The organism is Aeromonas sp. A04 (assembly GCF_047780465.1).
Classification (GTDB): domain Bacteria; phylum Pseudomonadota; class Gammaproteobacteria; order Enterobacterales; family Aeromonadaceae; genus Aeromonas; species Aeromonas bestiarum.
Window position 1 is genome coordinate 177,187 of sequence record NZ_JBLNHP010000004.1, and the last position, 15,964, is coordinate 193,150.

Annotated in this window: 16 protein-coding genes; 12 read left to right on the forward strand and 4 right to left on the reverse strand. The window is 62.1% G+C overall.

Annotation, left to right across the window (positions count from 1 at the left end; genetic code table 11):
- Positions 1-3 precede the first annotated feature (3 nt).
- Positions 4-684: a TIGR00153 family protein gene (locus ACM3N8_RS14370; RefSeq protein WP_042653142.1), complete on the reverse strand. Its 681-nt coding sequence runs from the start codon at positions 682-684 to the stop codon at positions 4-6.
- Between the two features lie 169 nt (positions 685-853).
- Here ACM3N8_RS14370 and ACM3N8_RS14375 point away from each other — a divergent pair, with 169 nt between their 5' ends.
- Entirely contained in the window at positions 854-1,819 is a 966-nt protein-coding gene (locus ACM3N8_RS14375; protein WP_274453379.1) for an inorganic triphosphatase, read from the forward strand.
- A gap of 107 nt (positions 1,820-1,926) precedes the next feature.
- On the opposite strand, the gene ACM3N8_RS14380 is transcribed toward ACM3N8_RS14375, so the two are convergent.
- Both ACM3N8_RS14380 and lpxL read right to left on the reverse strand, forming a co-directional pair.
- Positions 1,927-2,394, reverse strand: a complete 468-nt coding sequence (locus ACM3N8_RS14380; RefSeq protein WP_043137134.1) for an energy transducer TonB — start codon at positions 2,392-2,394, stop codon at positions 1,927-1,929.
- A 155-nt stretch (positions 2,395-2,549) separates the two neighbouring features.
- Entirely contained in the window at positions 2,550-3,473 is a 924-nt protein-coding gene (gene lpxL, locus ACM3N8_RS14385) for an LpxL/LpxP family Kdo(2)-lipid IV(A) lauroyl/palmitoleoyl acyltransferase (protein WP_290018527.1), read from the reverse strand.
- Positions 3,474-3,781: 308 nt separating this feature from the next.
- Between lpxL and hldE the strand changes: the two genes are divergently transcribed.
- Positions 3,782-5,209, forward strand: a complete 1,428-nt coding sequence (gene hldE / locus ACM3N8_RS14390; RefSeq protein WP_103472152.1) for a bifunctional D-glycero-beta-D-manno-heptose-7-phosphate kinase/D-glycero-beta-D-manno-heptose 1-phosphate adenylyltransferase HldE — start codon at positions 3,782-3,784, stop codon at positions 5,207-5,209.
- Positions 5,210-5,383: 174 nt separating this feature from the next.
- Here the strand turns inward: hldE and tolC are convergent, their stop codons facing one another.
- Positions 5,384-6,709 carry an outer membrane channel protein TolC gene (gene tolC, locus ACM3N8_RS14395; protein WP_098982054.1) on the reverse strand — a complete coding sequence of 442 codons (1,326 nt, stop codon included), beginning with the start codon at positions 6,707-6,709 and terminating at the stop codon, positions 5,384-5,386.
- 306 nt (positions 6,710-7,015) lie between these two features.
- Here tolC and nudF point away from each other — a divergent pair, with 306 nt between their 5' ends.
- From nudF to parE, 10 genes are all read left to right on the forward strand, one after another.
- A complete protein-coding gene (gene nudF, locus ACM3N8_RS14400) occupies positions 7,016-7,657 on the forward strand; it encodes an ADP-ribose diphosphatase (RefSeq protein WP_241325550.1) in 642 nt (213 codons plus the stop codon).
- Position 7,658: 1 nt separating this feature from the next.
- Positions 7,659-8,105 (forward strand): DUF1249 domain-containing protein, encoded by a 447-nt coding sequence (locus ACM3N8_RS14405; RefSeq protein ID WP_043137119.1) that lies wholly within the window; start codon positions 7,659-7,661, stop codon positions 8,103-8,105.
- Positions 8,106-8,131: 26 nt separating this feature from the next.
- Complete coding sequence (gene cpdA / locus ACM3N8_RS14410; protein WP_241325549.1) at positions 8,132-8,950, forward strand: 3',5'-cyclic-AMP phosphodiesterase; 819 nt, start codon at positions 8,132-8,134, stop codon at positions 8,948-8,950.
- 13 nt (positions 8,951-8,963) lie between these two features.
- Positions 8,964-9,551: a YqiA/YcfP family alpha/beta fold hydrolase gene (locus ACM3N8_RS14415; RefSeq protein WP_290018529.1), complete on the forward strand. Its 588-nt coding sequence runs from the start codon at positions 8,964-8,966 to the stop codon at positions 9,549-9,551.
- Between the two features lie 2 nt (positions 9,552-9,553).
- Positions 9,554-10,177: an NUDIX hydrolase gene (locus ACM3N8_RS14420; RefSeq protein WP_290018531.1), complete on the forward strand. Its 624-nt coding sequence runs from the start codon at positions 9,554-9,556 to the stop codon at positions 10,175-10,177.
- A 37-nt stretch (positions 10,178-10,214) separates the two neighbouring features.
- The gene (locus ACM3N8_RS14425; RefSeq protein WP_043137111.1) at positions 10,215-10,619 is read left to right on the forward strand and encodes a GFA family protein; all 405 of its coding nucleotides are present in this window, start codon (positions 10,215-10,217) and stop codon (positions 10,617-10,619) included.
- 199 nt (positions 10,620-10,818) lie between these two features.
- On the forward strand, positions 10,819-11,061 hold the full coding sequence (locus tag ACM3N8_RS14430) for a DUF1656 domain-containing protein (RefSeq protein ID WP_043137108.1): 243 nt from the start codon (positions 10,819-10,821) through the stop codon (positions 11,059-11,061).
- On the forward strand, positions 11,054-11,920 hold the full coding sequence (locus ACM3N8_RS14435; protein WP_290018533.1) for an HlyD family secretion protein: 867 nt from the start codon (positions 11,054-11,056) through the stop codon (positions 11,918-11,920). The genes ACM3N8_RS14430 and ACM3N8_RS14435 overlap by 8 nt, the downstream gene beginning before the upstream one ends.
- A 1-nt stretch (position 11,921) precedes the next feature.
- A complete protein-coding gene (locus ACM3N8_RS14440) occupies positions 11,922-13,937 on the forward strand; it encodes an FUSC family protein (RefSeq protein WP_274453384.1) in 2,016 nt (671 codons plus the stop codon).
- Between the two features lie 116 nt (positions 13,938-14,053).
- Positions 14,054-15,949, forward strand: a complete 1,896-nt coding sequence (gene parE / locus ACM3N8_RS14445; protein WP_043554448.1) for a DNA topoisomerase IV subunit B — start codon at positions 14,054-14,056, stop codon at positions 15,947-15,949.
- Positions 15,950-15,964: the final 15 nt, after the last annotated feature.

Genomic DNA, 15,964 nt, shown 5'->3' on the forward strand with positions numbered 1-15,964 from the left:
CGATTACGAACGAGCCAGCATCAGTTCCAGACGGGCGCCAACGCGCTCGGCCTGATCTGCCAGGTCACCTACCCATTCGAGGATCTTGTAGAGGAACATAACGTCGATCGGATTGTATTTCTGCTCAACGGCTTGCAGCTGTTGGCGCAGCCCGATCTGCATGGTGTCAGTATCGTCCTCGATAAGATCCAGCTGATGGATCATCTCGGCAACCATTTCAACTTCACGTCCTTTGAAGCCGGTTTCGAGCAGCTCATCGAGTTCTCCGATGGCTTTTTCGGCTTGGGCGGTCGCATCGATACAACGTTTGAGATAGGCCATGAAATCGGCACGCATCTCGGCAGGGAATTCCATTCGACGACCAAGCATGCGGCCGGAGATATCCTTGGCACGGTTGGCAATCTTGTCTTGCTGGGTTAGCAGCTCCAGCAGGTCGGTACGGGCGACCGGCAGGAACAGGCCGCGAGGCAGTTTCAGACGAATTTCACGCTTGAGGATGTCCGCCTCTTTTTCCAGCTGGGCTATCTGCTGCCGGATCTTCTCGGCATCTTCCCAACGGTCTTCGGCAACGGCGTCAAAGAAGGGAATGAGCTGCTCGCAGCACACGTGAACCTTGACGATATGCTTCTGCAGCGGCTTGATGGGGGACTTGGCAAAAAGCCCCAAAATAGTATTTACTGGCATGGCCAAACCTGTGTCGGTGAAAAAACACTCGATACGATTTTATGAGGGGCGCATGGTAACCGAACTGCGCCATCAATAAAACCGTGAATTAATCCTGATGTATCGCAGGCATTATATCCTCGCGCTCCACATCATGCCCCCCAAAGTTGCCTGCCAGCCCGGAATGACTATGCAAACTGAGATCGAGATAAAGTTTTTTGTCTCACAAGATATTCAACAGCCACTATCCAAGCTTCTGAATTCACTTGAAATTATATCAAGCTCCCAGGTCGAGCTCGGCAATGTCTATTTTGATACGCCGACTCTGGATTTACGTCGGCTGGAAATGGGATTGCGGATTCGTCGCAGCGATGATTTTGCCGAGCAGACGATTAAATGTCGGGGCCAGGTGGTGGGGGGATTGCATGCCAGGCCCGAATATAATGCCCCCGTACATGGCGATGTGCCCCTGCTTGCGGCTTTTCCAGCCGAGCTTTGGCCGAGTCTGGTGGTGCGCGACGACATCCAGGCTAGGCTGGTGGCCCAGTTCAGGACCGACTTCCTGCGCCGCCACTGGCTGGTCGCCTTCGAGGGGGCCGAGATCGAGCTGGCCTGGGATCAGGGTGAGATCGTCGGTTCGCTGGGCAAGACCTGCATCGATGAGCTGGAGCTGGAACTCAAGTCCGGCGACGCCCGCGCCCTGTTCGGGTTGGCGGAGCAGCTGGCCGGGCTCGGCGGGGTCAGGCTGGGGGCGCAATCCAAGGCGCAGCGCGGCTATCGGCTGGCGGGGCTCGGCAAGCCGCTGGCGCTGCAATCCTTGCCGGCGATCAATGGGACCGACGCCGCCATGCGCATCACCGCGGGTCTGCAACATTGGCAACATCACGAGCAGTACTGGCTGGAGCAGGCGGACCCCGAACAGCGACGCCTGGCGCTGCAAGAGATCCGGCAAGGGGTTGCGCTCATCGTCGATGCTGCCGCTACGCGGGCGCCAGTGTGGCTGGCTGTGCTGACCGATTTGTCGACTCATCTGGCCTTGTTGGCCCAGGCTCCGGCCGACGCCGGGTGGCAAGCGACCCTGTCGACACTGTTCCATCGCGCCGACTATGTGCGGCTGCAACTGGCCATCGCCGCCTGGCTGCACGCTGGGACATGACATCCGTGCCTTGCAGGGCGCGGCGGCGATAAACAACTGTGATAACGAAAAAGGTGAGCCTGGGCTCACCTTTTTCATGTGGGATGCCTAGCCAGGCGGGGCTGTGCTCAGACCTGGGTGTAGACCTGCCCCGTGCTGCGAACCATGTCCTCCCCCTGGCAGAGCTGCGCCAGCCCGCTGGTGTCACAGGGCTGGCCGTTATGCTCGATACAGAATTCGAACCGGGTCTGGGACTTGACGGGAAGATGGCCGGGATTGGCAGCGGTTGCCTGCCATTGCCACTGCTGCAGCGTCTCCATGGCGGCCTCGCTGAATGTGTCGTCACTGCGTGCCAGCACGCGGATCTGCTCGGCCCGGCCCGCTTCATTGATCACGTACTCGAGCGAGGTACACCCCATCTTCTCGGCCAGTATGGCCTCCTTGGGGTAGCGGGATTCGTTCCTGCTGAGAGGGCTCCACTGGGCATTCACATCCGTGATCTTGCTCAGGGGGAGAGAGGTGAGGTGCACGCTCTGGGTCTGGTGACTGCAACCTGTCAATGCGCACAGGGCGCCCACTAAAAGAGTGGCTTTCATGTTCGCTTCCCTTCGTTCGTTTTATTGTTCCTGGCGGGGCCCGGCCCGCCGCTCGGCACTGCCATTAATAAAATATCCAGCCACGAATGAAAACCCTTTCCGGGCTGCAGGCCATAAAAAACCGCCTCGCGGCGGTTTTTTCATCCCTTTTTGACTCAGTAGTAGCCAGCGTCATCCGGATTGGGCCGGGTCTTGAAACGACGGTGCAGCCACATGTACTGCTCGGGGGCCTTGCGAACCGCCGCTTCTATCTCCCTGTTGGCGCGGGTGGCGTCGGCCAGGTCGTCACCGCTCGGGTAGCCTTCTAGCGGTGCCCCGATATGCAGGGTGTAACCCTCGCTGGTGCGGATGTTGTAGCAGGGCAGGGTGACGGTATTTTTCACCCGCGCCAGGGTGGCTGTACCCGTGATGGTGGCGGCCTGTTCGACCGCGAAGTAGGGCACGAACACGCTGGCGTGGCTGCCGTAGTCGTGATCCGGCGCGTACCAGAGGGCGTCGCCGTTGCGCAGCGCCTTGATCATCCCCTTCACGTCCATGCGGTCCACCAGATACTTGTTGGAGGCGCAGCGACCGTGGTACTGGGCATACTCCAGCACCGGATTGGTGTTGGGGCGGTAGACGCCGACCCCGGGGCGCACCAGGCCGAAGCAGCGGGCGTTCAGCTCCAGCGTCAGGAAGTGGCAGGAGAGCAGCAGCATGCCCTGCCTCTTCTCCATGGCGGCGATGACGTGTTCTTCCCCTTCCACCTTCATCAGGTTGCGCATCCGCCAATCCGGCCAGAACCAGGCCATGCCCACCTCGAAGATGGCGCAGCCGACGCTCTCGAAGTTGGCCTTGAGCAGCGTCTCCCGCTCATCCTTGGTCAGCTCGGGCATCGCCAGTTCCAGATTGCGGCGGGCAATCTTGACTCGGGATTTCAGCAGCTTGCGGGCCAGGCTGCCGAGCTGGCGGCCCAGCCACATCTGGCTGCGCCAGGGCAGCAGCACCAGCAGCCAGAGCAAACTGAGGCCGAACCAGCTGCCCCAGTAGCGGGGGTGGAACAGATGGGGGTCGAGGCGGGGAGCATTATCGTGGGCCATGAAAAGTCTCTTGTTCGCAATCGCCATGCACCGGGGCAAGCCCGGTCGAATAAGGGGAGGCGATAAAGGCACGTGGGTATCCTGAGCGGATAGTTTTACTCGCAATCGGGGGATTCTAGCCGAAAAGCGGGGTCGGGGGCGAATGGCTATGTGCTGGTCAGAGGGGCTGCTTGCCTCTGATCCGAGTGGCGCGGACTGTAACTATGAGTTTCCTTAAATGGAAACCACAGGTTTGCTTTTTCTACACCGTAGAAAAGAGTGTGATAAAATCCGGGACTGAATTTTTCAGGTTTTGAGAGTCGATACAGATGAAGATCACCCTGCCCGAGTTTGAAAAAGCCCGCGTTCTGGTCGTTGGCGATGTCATGTTGGACCGCTATTGGCATGGCCCCACCGGCCGGATCTCGCCCGAGGCCCCGGTGCCCGTGGTCAAGGTTGAGCACATTGAGGAGCGCCCGGGTGGTGCCGCCAACGTGGCACTCAACTCTGCTGCCCTGGGCGCCCACGCCGTACTGCTGGGCCTGACCGGTCAGGACGAGGCCGCCGATGCGCTGGCTGGCCAGATGGCTGGCGTCAAGGTCGCCTGTGATTTCGTTCGTCTGGCCGACTATCCGACCATCACCAAGCTGCGGGTGTTGTCCCGCAACCAGCAGTTGCTGCGTCTGGACTTCGAGGAAGCGTTCCACGATGTCGATGCCACTCTGCTGATGAACAAGGTGGAGCAGGCGCTGCCGAACAGCGACGTGATGATCCTCTCCGACTACGGCAAGGGTGCCCTCAACGACGTACCCGGCATGATCCAGCGTGCCCGCGCCGCCGGCATTCCCGTACTGGTCGACCCCAAGGGGACCGAGTTCGAGAAGTATCGCGGCGCTACCCTGCTGACCCCCAACATGTCCGAGTTCGAGGCCGTGGTGGGCAAGGTGAAGGGTGAAGAGGATCTGGTCGCCAAGGGACTGGAGCTGGTCAAGCGTTTCGAGCTGGAGGCCCTGCTGGTCACCCGTTCCGAGAACGGCATGACCCTGATCCGCGAAGGTCAGCCAGAGCTGCACCTGCCGGCCCAGGCCCACGAGGTCTACGACGTGACAGGTGCCGGTGATACCGTCATCTCCACCCTGGCCACCTCGCTGGCCGCCGGCATGAGCCTGGACGAGGCCTGTGCCCTGGCCAACACCGCCGCCGGTATCGTCGTCGGCAAGCTGGGTACCTCCACCGTCAGCCCGGTCGAGCTGGCCAATGCCCTCTACACCGAGCAGGAGACCGGCTTTGGCGTCATGTCCGAGGCTCAGCTCAAGGTTGCTGTGCAGGCTGCCCGCCTGCGTGGCGAGAAGGTGGTGATGACCAACGGCTGCTTCGACATACTGCACGCCGGCCACGTCTCCTACCTCGCCAATGCCGGCAAGCTGGGGGATCGCCTGATAGTGGCGGTCAATACCGATGACTCGGTCCGTCGCCTGAAGGGGCCGGGTCGCCCGGTCAATTCGACCGACCGTCGTATGGCCGTGCTGGCCGCGCTGGGCGCCGTGGACTGGGTGGTGCCCTTCGCCGAAGATACGCCCCAGCGGCTGATCGCCGAAGTGCTGCCCGACCTGCTGGTCAAGGGCGGTGACTACAAGCCGAAGGATATCGCCGGTTACGACGAGGTGACCGCCAACGGTGGCGAGGTGCGCGTGCTCAACTTCGAGGATGGTTGCTCCACCAGCGACATCATCAAGACCATCCGCGAACGCGGATGAGTCAAAACCCGGCTCAGGCCGGGTTTTTTTATGTCTGGCGCGCGCCAGAGCGCGGAAGTGGCACCTAGCGGCACCAGCCTGCGGCAAAGCAACCGGCCGCTGCGGGCAACAGCAAGTGCAGATAACAAAAAGGCGACCCTGAGGTCGCCTTTTTCATGACATGAGCTGCGGGGCTCAGGACTTCTTGGTGACCTTGGCGGCAGGCATCAGCCCCTGGTTCACCTCTTCCAGATCCTTCTGCTCAAGGGTGCCGGCGGCCTGCTTGAGGGAGAGGATGCTGAGGATGTAGTTGTAGCGGGCTTCGGAGAGCTTCTGCTTGGCCTGGTACAGCTTGCGGGTCGAGTCCAGCACGTCGACTATGGTGCGGGTGCCGACCTCATAACCGGCCTCGGTCGCCTTGAGGGCGCTGTCGGCGGAGATGACGGACTGGCCGTAGGCGCGTACCGAGCCGATGCTGGCGTTCACGTTGTTGTAGGAGGAGCGAACCGTGCTCTGCACCGAGCGGAAGCTGCGCTCCAGCTGCTCGCTGGCGGCCACGTAGTTGAACTGTGACTGCTTGACCTGGGAGGTGGTCGCACCACCCGTGTAGAGCGGCAGCTTGAAGTTCAGACCTATGTTGCCCTGGTTGCTGTTGCTCTCGGGGTTGCGGATCTCGTCCTTGTAGTCGTTGTAGCTGGTGGAGAGACCGGCGCCCAGATCCACGGTCGGCTCGTGACCCGTCTTGGCCAGATCGATCTGCTCCTTGGCGATGTCCTTGCCGATGCGGGCGCTGTGCAGTTGCAGGTTCTTGTCCAGCGCCAGCTCCAGCCACTTGTCGGAGTTGAACGGTGTCTTCTGCGGGGTGAAGCGCTCTGTGTTGAGCACGTCCAGCTGACGGTGGTCTATGCCGGTCAGTTCACGCAGGCTCTCGTAGCTGTTGTCCAGGGTGTTTTCGGCATTGATCTCGTCCGCCAGCGCCTGGTCGCGCTCGGCCTCGGCCTCATGCACGTCCGTGATGGCGGTCAGGCCCACTTCGAAGCGCTGCTGGGTCTGTTCCAGCTGGCGTTCCACCGCGGCCTTGTTGGCGCGGACGAACTCCAGGGTGTCCATCGCCTTGAGCACGTCGAAATAGGCCTGGGAGGTACGCAGCATCAGGTTCTGGACTTCGAGGTTGTAGGCCACGTCAGACTGGGTGGCGCTCTTCTCGGTCAGATCCAGGTTGACCCAGTTGCTGCGGCGGTAGATGGACTGATCCAGCGAGAGGGAGCCGGTGGCGTTGCTGTTGGTCTGGGTGTCACCCTTGTTCTGCAGGTAGTTCAGACCGGCACCCAGATTGATTTGGGGCAAGAGGGCTGCGCGGGATTCATTGATCTTCTCGAAAGCCTGATCACGCTTGGCCTTGGATTCCAGCAGTTGGGTGTCCTTGATCTGAGCCTGTTGGTAAATATCGAGCAGGTTTTCGGCATGGGCGCCGGCGCTGACGCCCAGCAACACCATGGCTGACAAGAGTGTTCTTTTCATAGATCGTTTTAACCTTATGTATTAACCCAAAGCTGTCGCTGGATGAAGGAGGGGTATTGTCACTGAGCAAGCTTGATTTCAGCTTAATCACTCTACTATAAGCAAAATTTTATGATAACTGTCTCTTTTCCAGCGACAGGAACGTCAAGCACGAGGGGGAGTTTTCTCCCCCTCGTGCCTAGCCAAATGCCCTGTGGCTGCTAAAATCCATCCCTCATCTCCGTCGGGAACGAGTGAATGAATGTTCATTCATGTTCTCGGATTTTATGGTCAAACCGAGCCAAGTCAAGCTGGCGGGAGTCTCGTATGTCGCAGCAAGCCTTGCCCCAAACCCGTCACTATTCTGCCGATGATGTAAAAATTATCGAGAAATCATCGGGATATAACGGCTTCTTCAAAGTGAACGTCTATCGCCTGCAGCACAGGTTATTTGCGGGAGGCTGGAATGAACCCATAGTGCGCGAGCTGTTCGAGCGCGGCCATGCCGGCGCCCTGCTGCCCTATGATCCTGTGCGCGACCAGATAGTGCTGGTGGAGCAGTTCCGCATCGGCGCCATCGAGACCAGTCCCACCCCCTGGCTGCTGGAGCTGGTGGCCGGCATCATAGATGAAGGGGAAACCGCCGAAGCCGTGGTGCGCCGCGAGGCGGTGGAAGAGGCCGGGATAGAGGTGGGTCGCTGCGAGCATGCCATCAGCTATCTGGTGAGCCCGGGTGGCAGCACGGAGCGGATCGAGGTCTATGTGGGCGAGGTGGATGCCAGCAAGGCCGAGGGGATCCACGGTCTGGCGGAGGAGGGCGAGGATATCCGGGTGCACGTGGTGAGCCGCGAGCAAGCCTATGCCTGGCTCAAAGAGGGACGCATCGACAACGCGGCCTCCGTCATAGCGCTGCAGTGGCTGGCCCTCAATCACGGCGAGCTGCGGGCTCGCTGGCTGGCGGGGCGCTAAGGTGGCGCTCGTTCACACCCAGGCCAGGCGTTATGTGCCTGATTTGATGTCCTTGCAGCGTACCTGCGAGGTGAATTATATGGCCTTGATGAAACTGTTGCCGCCGGGCGGCACAGTCGGGGCCGAACGCCGTTATCAGGTGGGCAACGGCCTGCAATTCCAGCTCACCGTCAGCGAGGAGAGCCGCTTCACCAGCCAGGTGATCCTGGCCCAGCACAATCCGGAATTGCCGAGCTACTTGCAGGCTCGCATCGAGATTCGTTTGTATCATGATGTGCGGATGGCGGAAGTGTGTGCGGCGCAACAGATTTCGAGGTTGCAACCACGTTATGATTATCCCAATAAAAAAATGCACCAGCGGGATGAAAAGGAGCAGGTAAATCTGTTCCTGGCCGATTGGCTAAAATTTTGTCTCAGACATGGTACCAGCCTGATAAACATCCTCTAGTTGAACTTATAAAAAGAAGCGTGATTTTGGAAACAGAGCTACCCCAGGCGCAGGACGGCAGTGTGCGCCTGTTACAAATTACCGACACCCACCTCTTCGCGAGTGCCGAGGGGCGGCTATTGGCCGTGCGCACCGCGGAGAGCCTGGCTGCCGTGCTGGAGCGGGTGCAGGCCAACGATCATCCGTTTGATCTGATCCTGGCGACCGGCGATCTGTCGCAGGATCACAGTCCGGAATCCTACCAGCGCTTTGCCAGCATGATGGCCCCGCTGGCACGTCCCATCTACTGGCTGCCCGGCAACCATGACGACGCTCCCCTGATGACCGAATACCTGCATGCGGCCGGTATCAGCGAGGCCAAGCAGCTGGTGGGCGAGCACTGGCAGGTGATACTGCTGGATACCCAGGTACGCGGCAAACCTCACGGCGTGCTCGGCGATCACCAGCTGGCGGCGCTGGACAGTGCACTGCGCCAGCACCCCGAGCGCCATGCCCTCATAGCCCTGCACCATCAGGCCGTGCCTGTGGGTTGCGCCTGGCTGGATCAGCACAATCTCAAGAATGCCGACGACCTGTTCGCCGTGCTGGCCCGTCATCCCCAGCAGAAAACCATCTTGTTTGGCCATGTCCATCAGGAGTTTGACGAGGTGCACCGCGGTGTGCGGCTGATTGCCAGTCCCTCCACCTGCATCCAGTTCAAGCCGCTCAGCGATGGTTTCGCGCTGGACGAGTCAGGTCCGGGCTGGCGCTATCTCACCCTGCATCCGGATGGCCGGGTCGCGAGCCAGGTGTGGCGTCTGCCGGTGGGGCAGTTTGTGCCCGACCCCGATGCCACCGGTTATTGAGGAGGCCGTTTCCATGACCTCCGTTTTGCTTTATCTGCACGGTTTCAATTCATCACCCGGCTCGGCCAAGGCGCAGCAGATGGCTGCCTGGGTGGCAAAACACAGGCCCGACATAGAGGTGATCATCCCGGCCCAGCCCAATACGCCGGCGGCGGCCTGGGCGGCCATAGCGCAGACCATTGAAGAGGCCACAGCCCGTCACTGTGACCGCCTCAAGCTTGGCGCCGTGGGCAGCTCACTCGGCGGCTTTATGGCAACGCGAGTCAGTGAGTTATATGGCTGCCGCGCGGCCCTGATCAACCCGGCGGTGCGTCCTCACGAGCTGCTCAGCGACTATCTGGGCCCCCAGACCAATCCCTATACCGATGAGCGCTACGAGCTGCTGCCGGCCCACATGGACGAGCTGAAGGCGCTTGCGGTGCCGGTAACCGCCCCCGAACGGCTCTGGATCCTGCAACAGCAGGAGGATGAGGTGCTCGACTATCGCAAGGCGCTGACCGAATATCGCTTTGCCCGCCTCTCGCTGGAGTGCGGTGGCAATCACGCCTTCACCGGGTTCGAGCGCTACCCGGCCCAGATCATTCGTTTCCTCGGGCTCTAGCCATGCAGCCGCCGTTGGCCGCCTTTCTGGAACAGGTGCTGGCCACGGCGCAGGCTGGCCTCACCTATTCCAGGGATCCCTTCGATATCGGCCGTTTCGAGGCACTGCGAGCGGCGACAGTGGCGCTCATCGCCAGCCAGAGCGAGCTGGCACCGGAAGCCATAGCCGACTGGATTGCCCTCGATAGCGGTTATCCCACCCCCAAGCTGGATGTGCGGGCCTTCATTCAGAACGATGTGGGCCATATCCTGCTGGTGCAGGAGCGCAGCGACGGCTGCTGGACCCTGCCGGGCGGCTGGTGTGACATAGGTGATTCACCGGCCGGTGCCGTGGTGCGCGAGGTGGCCGAGGAGACGGGGCTCGCCTGCCAGGCCGTGCAGTTGCTGGCGTTGTTCGACAAGCTCAAGCACCCCCATCCGCCCCAGTTGCCCCACGCCCACAAGGCCTTCTTCCTGTGCGAGGTGACGGGGGGCCAGCTGCTCACCGAGACCGACGAAACCCGGGGCGCGGCCTACTTCGCCCTCGATGCCCTGCCGCCGCTCTCCCTGCACAGGGTGTTGGCATCCCAGCTGCGTACCCTGCATGCTCATCTGCAGCAGGGGCGGCGCGAGACGCTGTTCGATTGAGACGACAGGGCCCGGCGCCCGGCGGCAAGGAGGCTGCATGATAAAACGCATCGGCAACACCCCCATTGAAGAGAAACACAAGGCCAGCTGCCACTGCGGGGCCGTGGTGCTGGAACTCAGCCTGCCGGATGGGGTGGTGGATCCGCGCCGCTGCGACTGCTCCCTCTGCCGGCGGCGTGGCGCCATCGTCGCCTCGGTGCCGCTCTCGGGCATCCGCATCCTGCAGGGAGAGGCGGTGCTGCGCTGCTACCAGTTCAACACCCGCACCGCGAAACATTACTTCTGCAGCGTCTGCGGCATCTACACCCATCACCAGCGCCGCTCCAACCCGGCCGAGTATGGCTACAACCTCGCCTGTCTCGAGGGGGTGAATCCGTTCGAACTGGGGGAGGTGCCGACGCGAGACGGGGTGCATCACCCTGCGGATCGCCCAACCCGTTGAGAACAGGATGACAACCTCGCCTGCCTCTGAAGGATCAACCCGTTCGAGCCGGTGAAGTGCCGCTGCGCGACTGGGTCAACCACCCGGCCGAGTGGTCTGACCGCAAGGGAGCCATCTGCTCCTGTAGCACTGGAAATGGCTGTGTTAACCTTGGCGGGTCTGCTCTGGTGCAGACCCTGGCCGACTTTTCTGCCCTTCTCTGCCAACAGGGAGCACGCTTGTGACGACCCCTTCAGCGCTGCCGGATCTGATACTGGGCGCTTCTCTCTACTTTCCACCCCTGTTCAAGGCCGTGCTGTTCGGTCTGCTTGGCTGGTTGCCTGTGCATCATCTGCTGCGTGACTGGCTCTATGGCGGGGATGTCTGGCATCCCCTGCTGATGGATCTCTCCCTGTTTATCCTCGCCGTTAGTGGCGCTTTCTGGATCCTGTTACATGGCTAAATCACCCCTCGCGACCCTCAAATACTTCTCCACCCTGCTGGTGTGCGTCCTGGCGCTGGCGGCGGGCTGGTGGCTGTGGAACTACTACATGCAGGGCCCCTGGACCCGGGATGGCAAGGTGCGGGCCGAGCTGGTCAGCATCACCCCCGAGGTATCGGGCAAGATCATCAAGATAGCGGTCAAGGACAACCAGCTGGTGAAGACGGGAGAGCTGATCTTCACCCTGGATCCCGAGCCCTACCGGATCGCCCTCGACAACGCCAGCGCGGCGCTCGCCAAGGCCAAATCGGATCTCGACAAGGCCGAGCACGAGGCGACGCGTCGCCGTGGCTTGTCGAATAACGTCATCTCGGCGGAGGCCGGGGACGAGGCACGGCTCAATGCCCAGGCGATGAAGGCGGCCTATCAGGTGGCCCAGGCCAATCTGGAGCAGGCCAAGTGGGCCCTCGCCAAGACCCAGGTGCATGCCGCGAGCGACGGTTACATCACCAACCTGCAGACCCGGGTCGGCAACTATGCCAGCGCCGGGGTGCCGCTGGTGGCACTGGTGGATATCCACTCCTTCTATGTGCAGGGTTATTTCGAAGAGACCAAGCTCAGGCGCATAGCGCCGGGCAAGCCGGCCGAGGTGGTGCTATACAGCGGGGATCAGACCCTGCGCGGCGAGGTGGAAAGCATAGGGCGCGCGATTCACGATCAGAGCGTGGACGGTGGCAGCAGCCTGCTGCTCGACGTCAAACCGAACGTGCCCTGGGTGCGGCTGGCCCAGCGGGTGCCGGTGCGGATCCGCCTGCTGGATGTGCCGCCCGAGCTGGCCCTGATCGCGGGCACCACCTGCACCATCACCATAGGGGAATGAGGTGAGTGCAATCGGGTCGCTCTGGCGCCGGACCCCCTGGGGCAAGGCCAGCGGTGGCCAGTGGCGTTATGCCCTGCGCAACAGCCTGGCCATGTGCCTGTCGCTCTGGCTGGCGTTTGTCTTGCAGCTGGATGCCCCTTACTGGGCCATGACCTCGGCCGCCGTGGTGAGTTTTCCCACCGTCGGCGGGGTCATCAGCAAGAGTCTGGGGCGGGTGGTCGGCAGTCTGATTGGCGCCATGGCGGCCGTGGTGATCACCGGCCTTGGCATCAGCGACCCCTGGTTGTTCAGCTTTCTCATCGCCCTCTGGCTCGGGCTCTGTACCTACATCTCCAACCACTATCAGAACAACGTCTCCTACGCCTTTGCCCTGGCGGGTTACACGGCCGCCATCATCGCCTTCTCCTGCGTCAACGTGGTCGATCCGCACCATATCTTCGACATAGCCCAGGCCCGGGTGAGCGAGGTGATCATCGGCATCCTCTGCGGTGGCCTGATGATGATGATCCTGCCCAGCACCTCCGACAGCGAGACCCTGCTGCAATCGCTGCGCAAGAGCCAGAGCCGCCTGCTGGAACATGCCCAGCTGCTCTGGCTGGGGGAGGCCAACCCGGATGTGCGCAGTGCCCACGAGGGGTTGATAGGCCAGATCCTCACCATGAACGTGCTGCGCATTCAGGCGGTCTGGAGCCACCACCGGCTGCGCCGCCACAACAAGCTGCTCAACTTCCTGCTGCACCGCCAGCTGCGGATCATCAGCCTCATCTCCAGCCAGCGCCGCATGCTGCACAACTGGCCGGAGCAACCGGCTGGCATTCAGGCGCTGCTGGCCAGCCTGCTGGCCGAGCTGGGCAAGCCGGCGTGCGACAAGTATCGCATCGCCCGCCTGCTGGCTCCGTTCGCGCCGACTGCAGGGGGCGATTATCGTCACCGCACCTTCTGGCTGCGGCTGCGTCACTTCTGCTGGAGCTATCTGGAGTGCCAGCGCTGGCTGAGCCGGCTGGAACAGTATGACGATCGGGAGTGGCCGGCCCCGCCGCGCCACACCTCGCTCACCAGCCACATCGACAGCTATGAGGCGGCCTACAACGGTGGCCGCACCTTCCTCTGCGTGCTGCTGGGTTGCGCCTTCTGGATCCACAGCCAGTGGGATCTGGGGGGCACGGCGCTGACCATGCTCTCTATCTGCTGCGTGCTCTACTCGGCGACGCCGGCGCCGGCCAAGGGGGTCAACACCATGCTGCAGGCTATTTTGCTGCTGAGCCTGGTCTGTTTCGCGGTCAAGTTCGGCCTGATGATCCGCATCGACGACTTCTGGCAGTTCTGCGCCCTGCTGTTTCCCGTGCTGGTCACCATGCAGATGTTCAAGCAGCAAAAGCCCAGGATGGCGGTGCTGTGGGGTCAGCTCATAGTGCTGCTCGGTTCCTTTCTCTCCATCACCAACCCGCCGAGCTACGACTACTCGTTGTTCATCAATACCAGCATCAGCCAGGTGCTGGGGGTGATGGCGGCCGGGCTGGCGTTCCAGATCCTGCGGCCGAGCTCGGATCGGCGCAAGAGTCGCCGCATCATGCGTATCCTGCGCCACGACTTCATGGACCAGCTGGCACCCAGGCCACAGCAGAGCGAGAGCCAGTTCGAATCGCGCATCTATCACGGCATCAGCCAGCTCAGCCAGAGCCAGGATCAGACGGCCAGGCTCTGGGTGCTGCGCTGGGGTGTGGTGCTGCTCAACTGCAGCCACATCGTCTGGCAATTGCGCCAGTGGCGTGGCGATGATCAGCCGCTCTATCTGGTGCGAGACGCCTGCATTCGCTGCCTGCGAGGGATCCTCACCGAGCGGGGGGTGCAGCATGACTCCCTCGAACGGACGCTGGCCGAGCTGCAACGCATCAGCCAGGGGCTGGCTCGTCATCGGGATCCGGCGGCGCTGGATCTGGCTGGCATGGTGTGGCGGCTGCACAGCTCTCTCTCCCAGCTGCAGCAGGCGCTGCCGGTGGCGTCAGCCGCGACCTGAGTCCGGACTTGGGCCTGGCCGGCCCCTGTCTGGATCACCCTTTCCCGCAGTCGGGTTTGTCCAAGGCCCTCCCAACGAGTAAGATTCTCCCCAAACGTCAATTCGCAAGGCCCTCCATGTCCACTCAATACAATGCGGATGCCATTGAGGTCCTCAATGGCCTCGAACCGGTGCGTCGTCGCCCCGGCATGTACACAGACACCACCCGGCCCAATCACCTCGGCCAGGAGGTCATCGACAACAGCGTCGATGAGGCGCTGGCGGGCCATGCCCGTACCCTGGAGGTGACCCTGTTTGAAGACCAGTCCCTCGAGGTGATCGATGACGGCCGCGGCATGCCGGTCGACATTCACCCGGAGGAGGGGGTATCCGGTGTGGAGCTGATCCTCTGCAAGCTGCACGCGGGGGGCAAGTTCTCCAACAAGAACTATCAGTTCTCCGGCGGTCTGCACGGGGTGGGCATCTCGGTAGTGAACGCCCTCTCCGATCGGGTCGAGGTGACGGTGCGCCGCGACGGCCAGGTCTATGACATCGCCTTCGAGCGCGGCGACAAGGTGCAGGAGCTGACCATCACCGGCACCTGCGGGCGCCGCAACACGGGCACCCGGGTACGCTTCTGGCCGCAGGCGAGCTATTTCGACTCGCCCCGCTTCTCGGTCACCAAGCTGGAGCACCTGCTCAAGGCCAAGGCCGTGCTCTGCCCCGGCCTCACCATCAAGTTCCTCGACAAGAACACCGGCATCAAGCTGGAGTGGTGCTACGAAGATGGCCTCAAGGATTATCTGGTCGATGCGGTCAAGCAGTTCACCTGCCTGCCGGAGCAGCCCTTCGTCGGCGCCTTCAGCACAGAGCAGTCCGCGGTGGACTGGGCGCTGTGCTGGTTGCCGGAAGGGGGCGAGTGCCTCGCCGAATCCTATGTGAACCTGATCCCGACGCCGCAGGGCGGTACTCACGTCAACGGCCTGCGCCAGGGTCTGCTCGACGCCATGCGCGAGTTCTGCGAGTTCCGCAACCTGCTGCCGCGCGGGGTCAAGCTGACCCCGGAAGACATCTGGGATCGCTGCGCCTACATCCTCTCCATCAAGATGCAGGATCCCCAGTTTGCCGGTCAGACCAAGGAGCGGCTGTCGTCGCGCCAGAGCTCTGCCTTCGTGTCGGGGGTGGTGAAGGATGCCTTCAGCCTGTTCCTCAACAGCAACACCGAGCTGGCGGAGCAGATCGCCGAGATCTGCATCTCCAGCGCCCAGCGCCGGTTGCGTGCCGCCAAGACTGTGGTGCGCAAGAAGATCACTCAGGGCCCGGCCCTGCCCGGCAAGCTGACCGACTGCAACTGCGCCGACCCCATGCAGGGGGAACTCTTCCTGGTGGAAGGTGACTCGGCAGGCGGCAGCGCCAAGCAGGCGCGGGATCGTGAATTCCAGGCCATCATGCCCCTGCGCGGCAAGATACTGAACACCTGGGAGGTGGAGGCCGGTCAGGTGCTCGCCTCGCAAGAAGTGCACGACATCTCTGTGGCCATCGGCCTGGATCCTGACTCGGAAGACCTCTCCGGCCTGCGCTACGGCAAGGTGTGCATACTGGCGGATGCGGACTCGGACGGTCTGCACATAGCCACCCTGCTGTGCGCACTGTTCGTGAGGCACTTCCGCACCCTGGTCAATCATGGCCACGTCTATGTGGCCATGCCGCCGCTCTACCGGATCGACATCGGCAAGGAGGTGTTCTACGCCCTAGACGAGGACGAGAAGAACGGCGTGCTGCAGCGGGTCGAGGCCGAGAAGAAGAAAGGCAAGGTGATGGTGACCCGATTCAAGGGTCTGGGCGAGATGAACCCGAAACAGCTGCGGGAAACCACCATGGATCCCAATACCCGCCGCCTGGTGCAGCTCACCATGGGCGAGATGGAGGAGGGGGACGAGACCCTGCAACTGATGGACATGTTGCTGGCCAAGAAGCGTGCCCCGGATCGCCGCGAGTGGCTGGAAGAGAAGGGCAACCTCGCCATCATCTAAGCCGTCGGTCACCTG

Bases quoted from the DNA above. Each gene is read 5' to 3' on its own strand.
- tolC (WP_098982054.1), bottom strand. From the start codon at position 6,709: ATGAAAAGAACACTCTTGTCAGCCATGGTGTTGCTGGGCGTCAGCGCC.
- lpxL (WP_290018527.1), bottom strand. From the start codon at position 3,473: ATGGCCCACGATAATGCTCCCCGCCTCGACCCCCATCTGTTCCACCCC.
- ACM3N8_RS14380 (WP_043137134.1), bottom strand. From the start codon at position 2,394: ATGAAAGCCACTCTTTTAGTGGGCGCCCTGTGCGCATTGACAGGTTGC.
- ACM3N8_RS14370 (WP_042653142.1), bottom strand. From the start codon at position 684: ATGCCAGTAAATACTATTTTGGGGCTTTTTGCCAAGTCCCCCATCAAG.
- ACM3N8_RS14415 (WP_290018529.1), top strand. From the start codon at position 8,964: ATGACCTCCGTTTTGCTTTATCTGCACGGTTTCAATTCATCACCCGGC.
- parE (WP_043554448.1), top strand. From the start codon at position 14,054: ATGTCCACTCAATACAATGCGGATGCCATTGAGGTCCTCAATGGCCTC.
- ACM3N8_RS14425 (WP_043137111.1), top strand. From the start codon at position 10,215: ATGATAAAACGCATCGGCAACACCCCCATTGAAGAGAAACACAAGGCC.
- ACM3N8_RS14375 (WP_274453379.1), top strand. From the start codon at position 854: ATGCAAACTGAGATCGAGATAAAGTTTTTTGTCTCACAAGATATTCAA.
- nudF (WP_241325550.1), top strand. From the start codon at position 7,016: ATGTCGCAGCAAGCCTTGCCCCAAACCCGTCACTATTCTGCCGATGAT.
- ACM3N8_RS14435 (WP_290018533.1), top strand. From the start codon at position 11,054: ATGGCTAAATCACCCCTCGCGACCCTCAAATACTTCTCCACCCTGCTG.
- hldE (WP_103472152.1), top strand. From the start codon at position 3,782: ATGAAGATCACCCTGCCCGAGTTTGAAAAAGCCCGCGTTCTGGTCGTT.
- ACM3N8_RS14420 (WP_290018531.1), top strand. From the start codon at position 9,554: ATGCAGCCGCCGTTGGCCGCCTTTCTGGAACAGGTGCTGGCCACGGCG.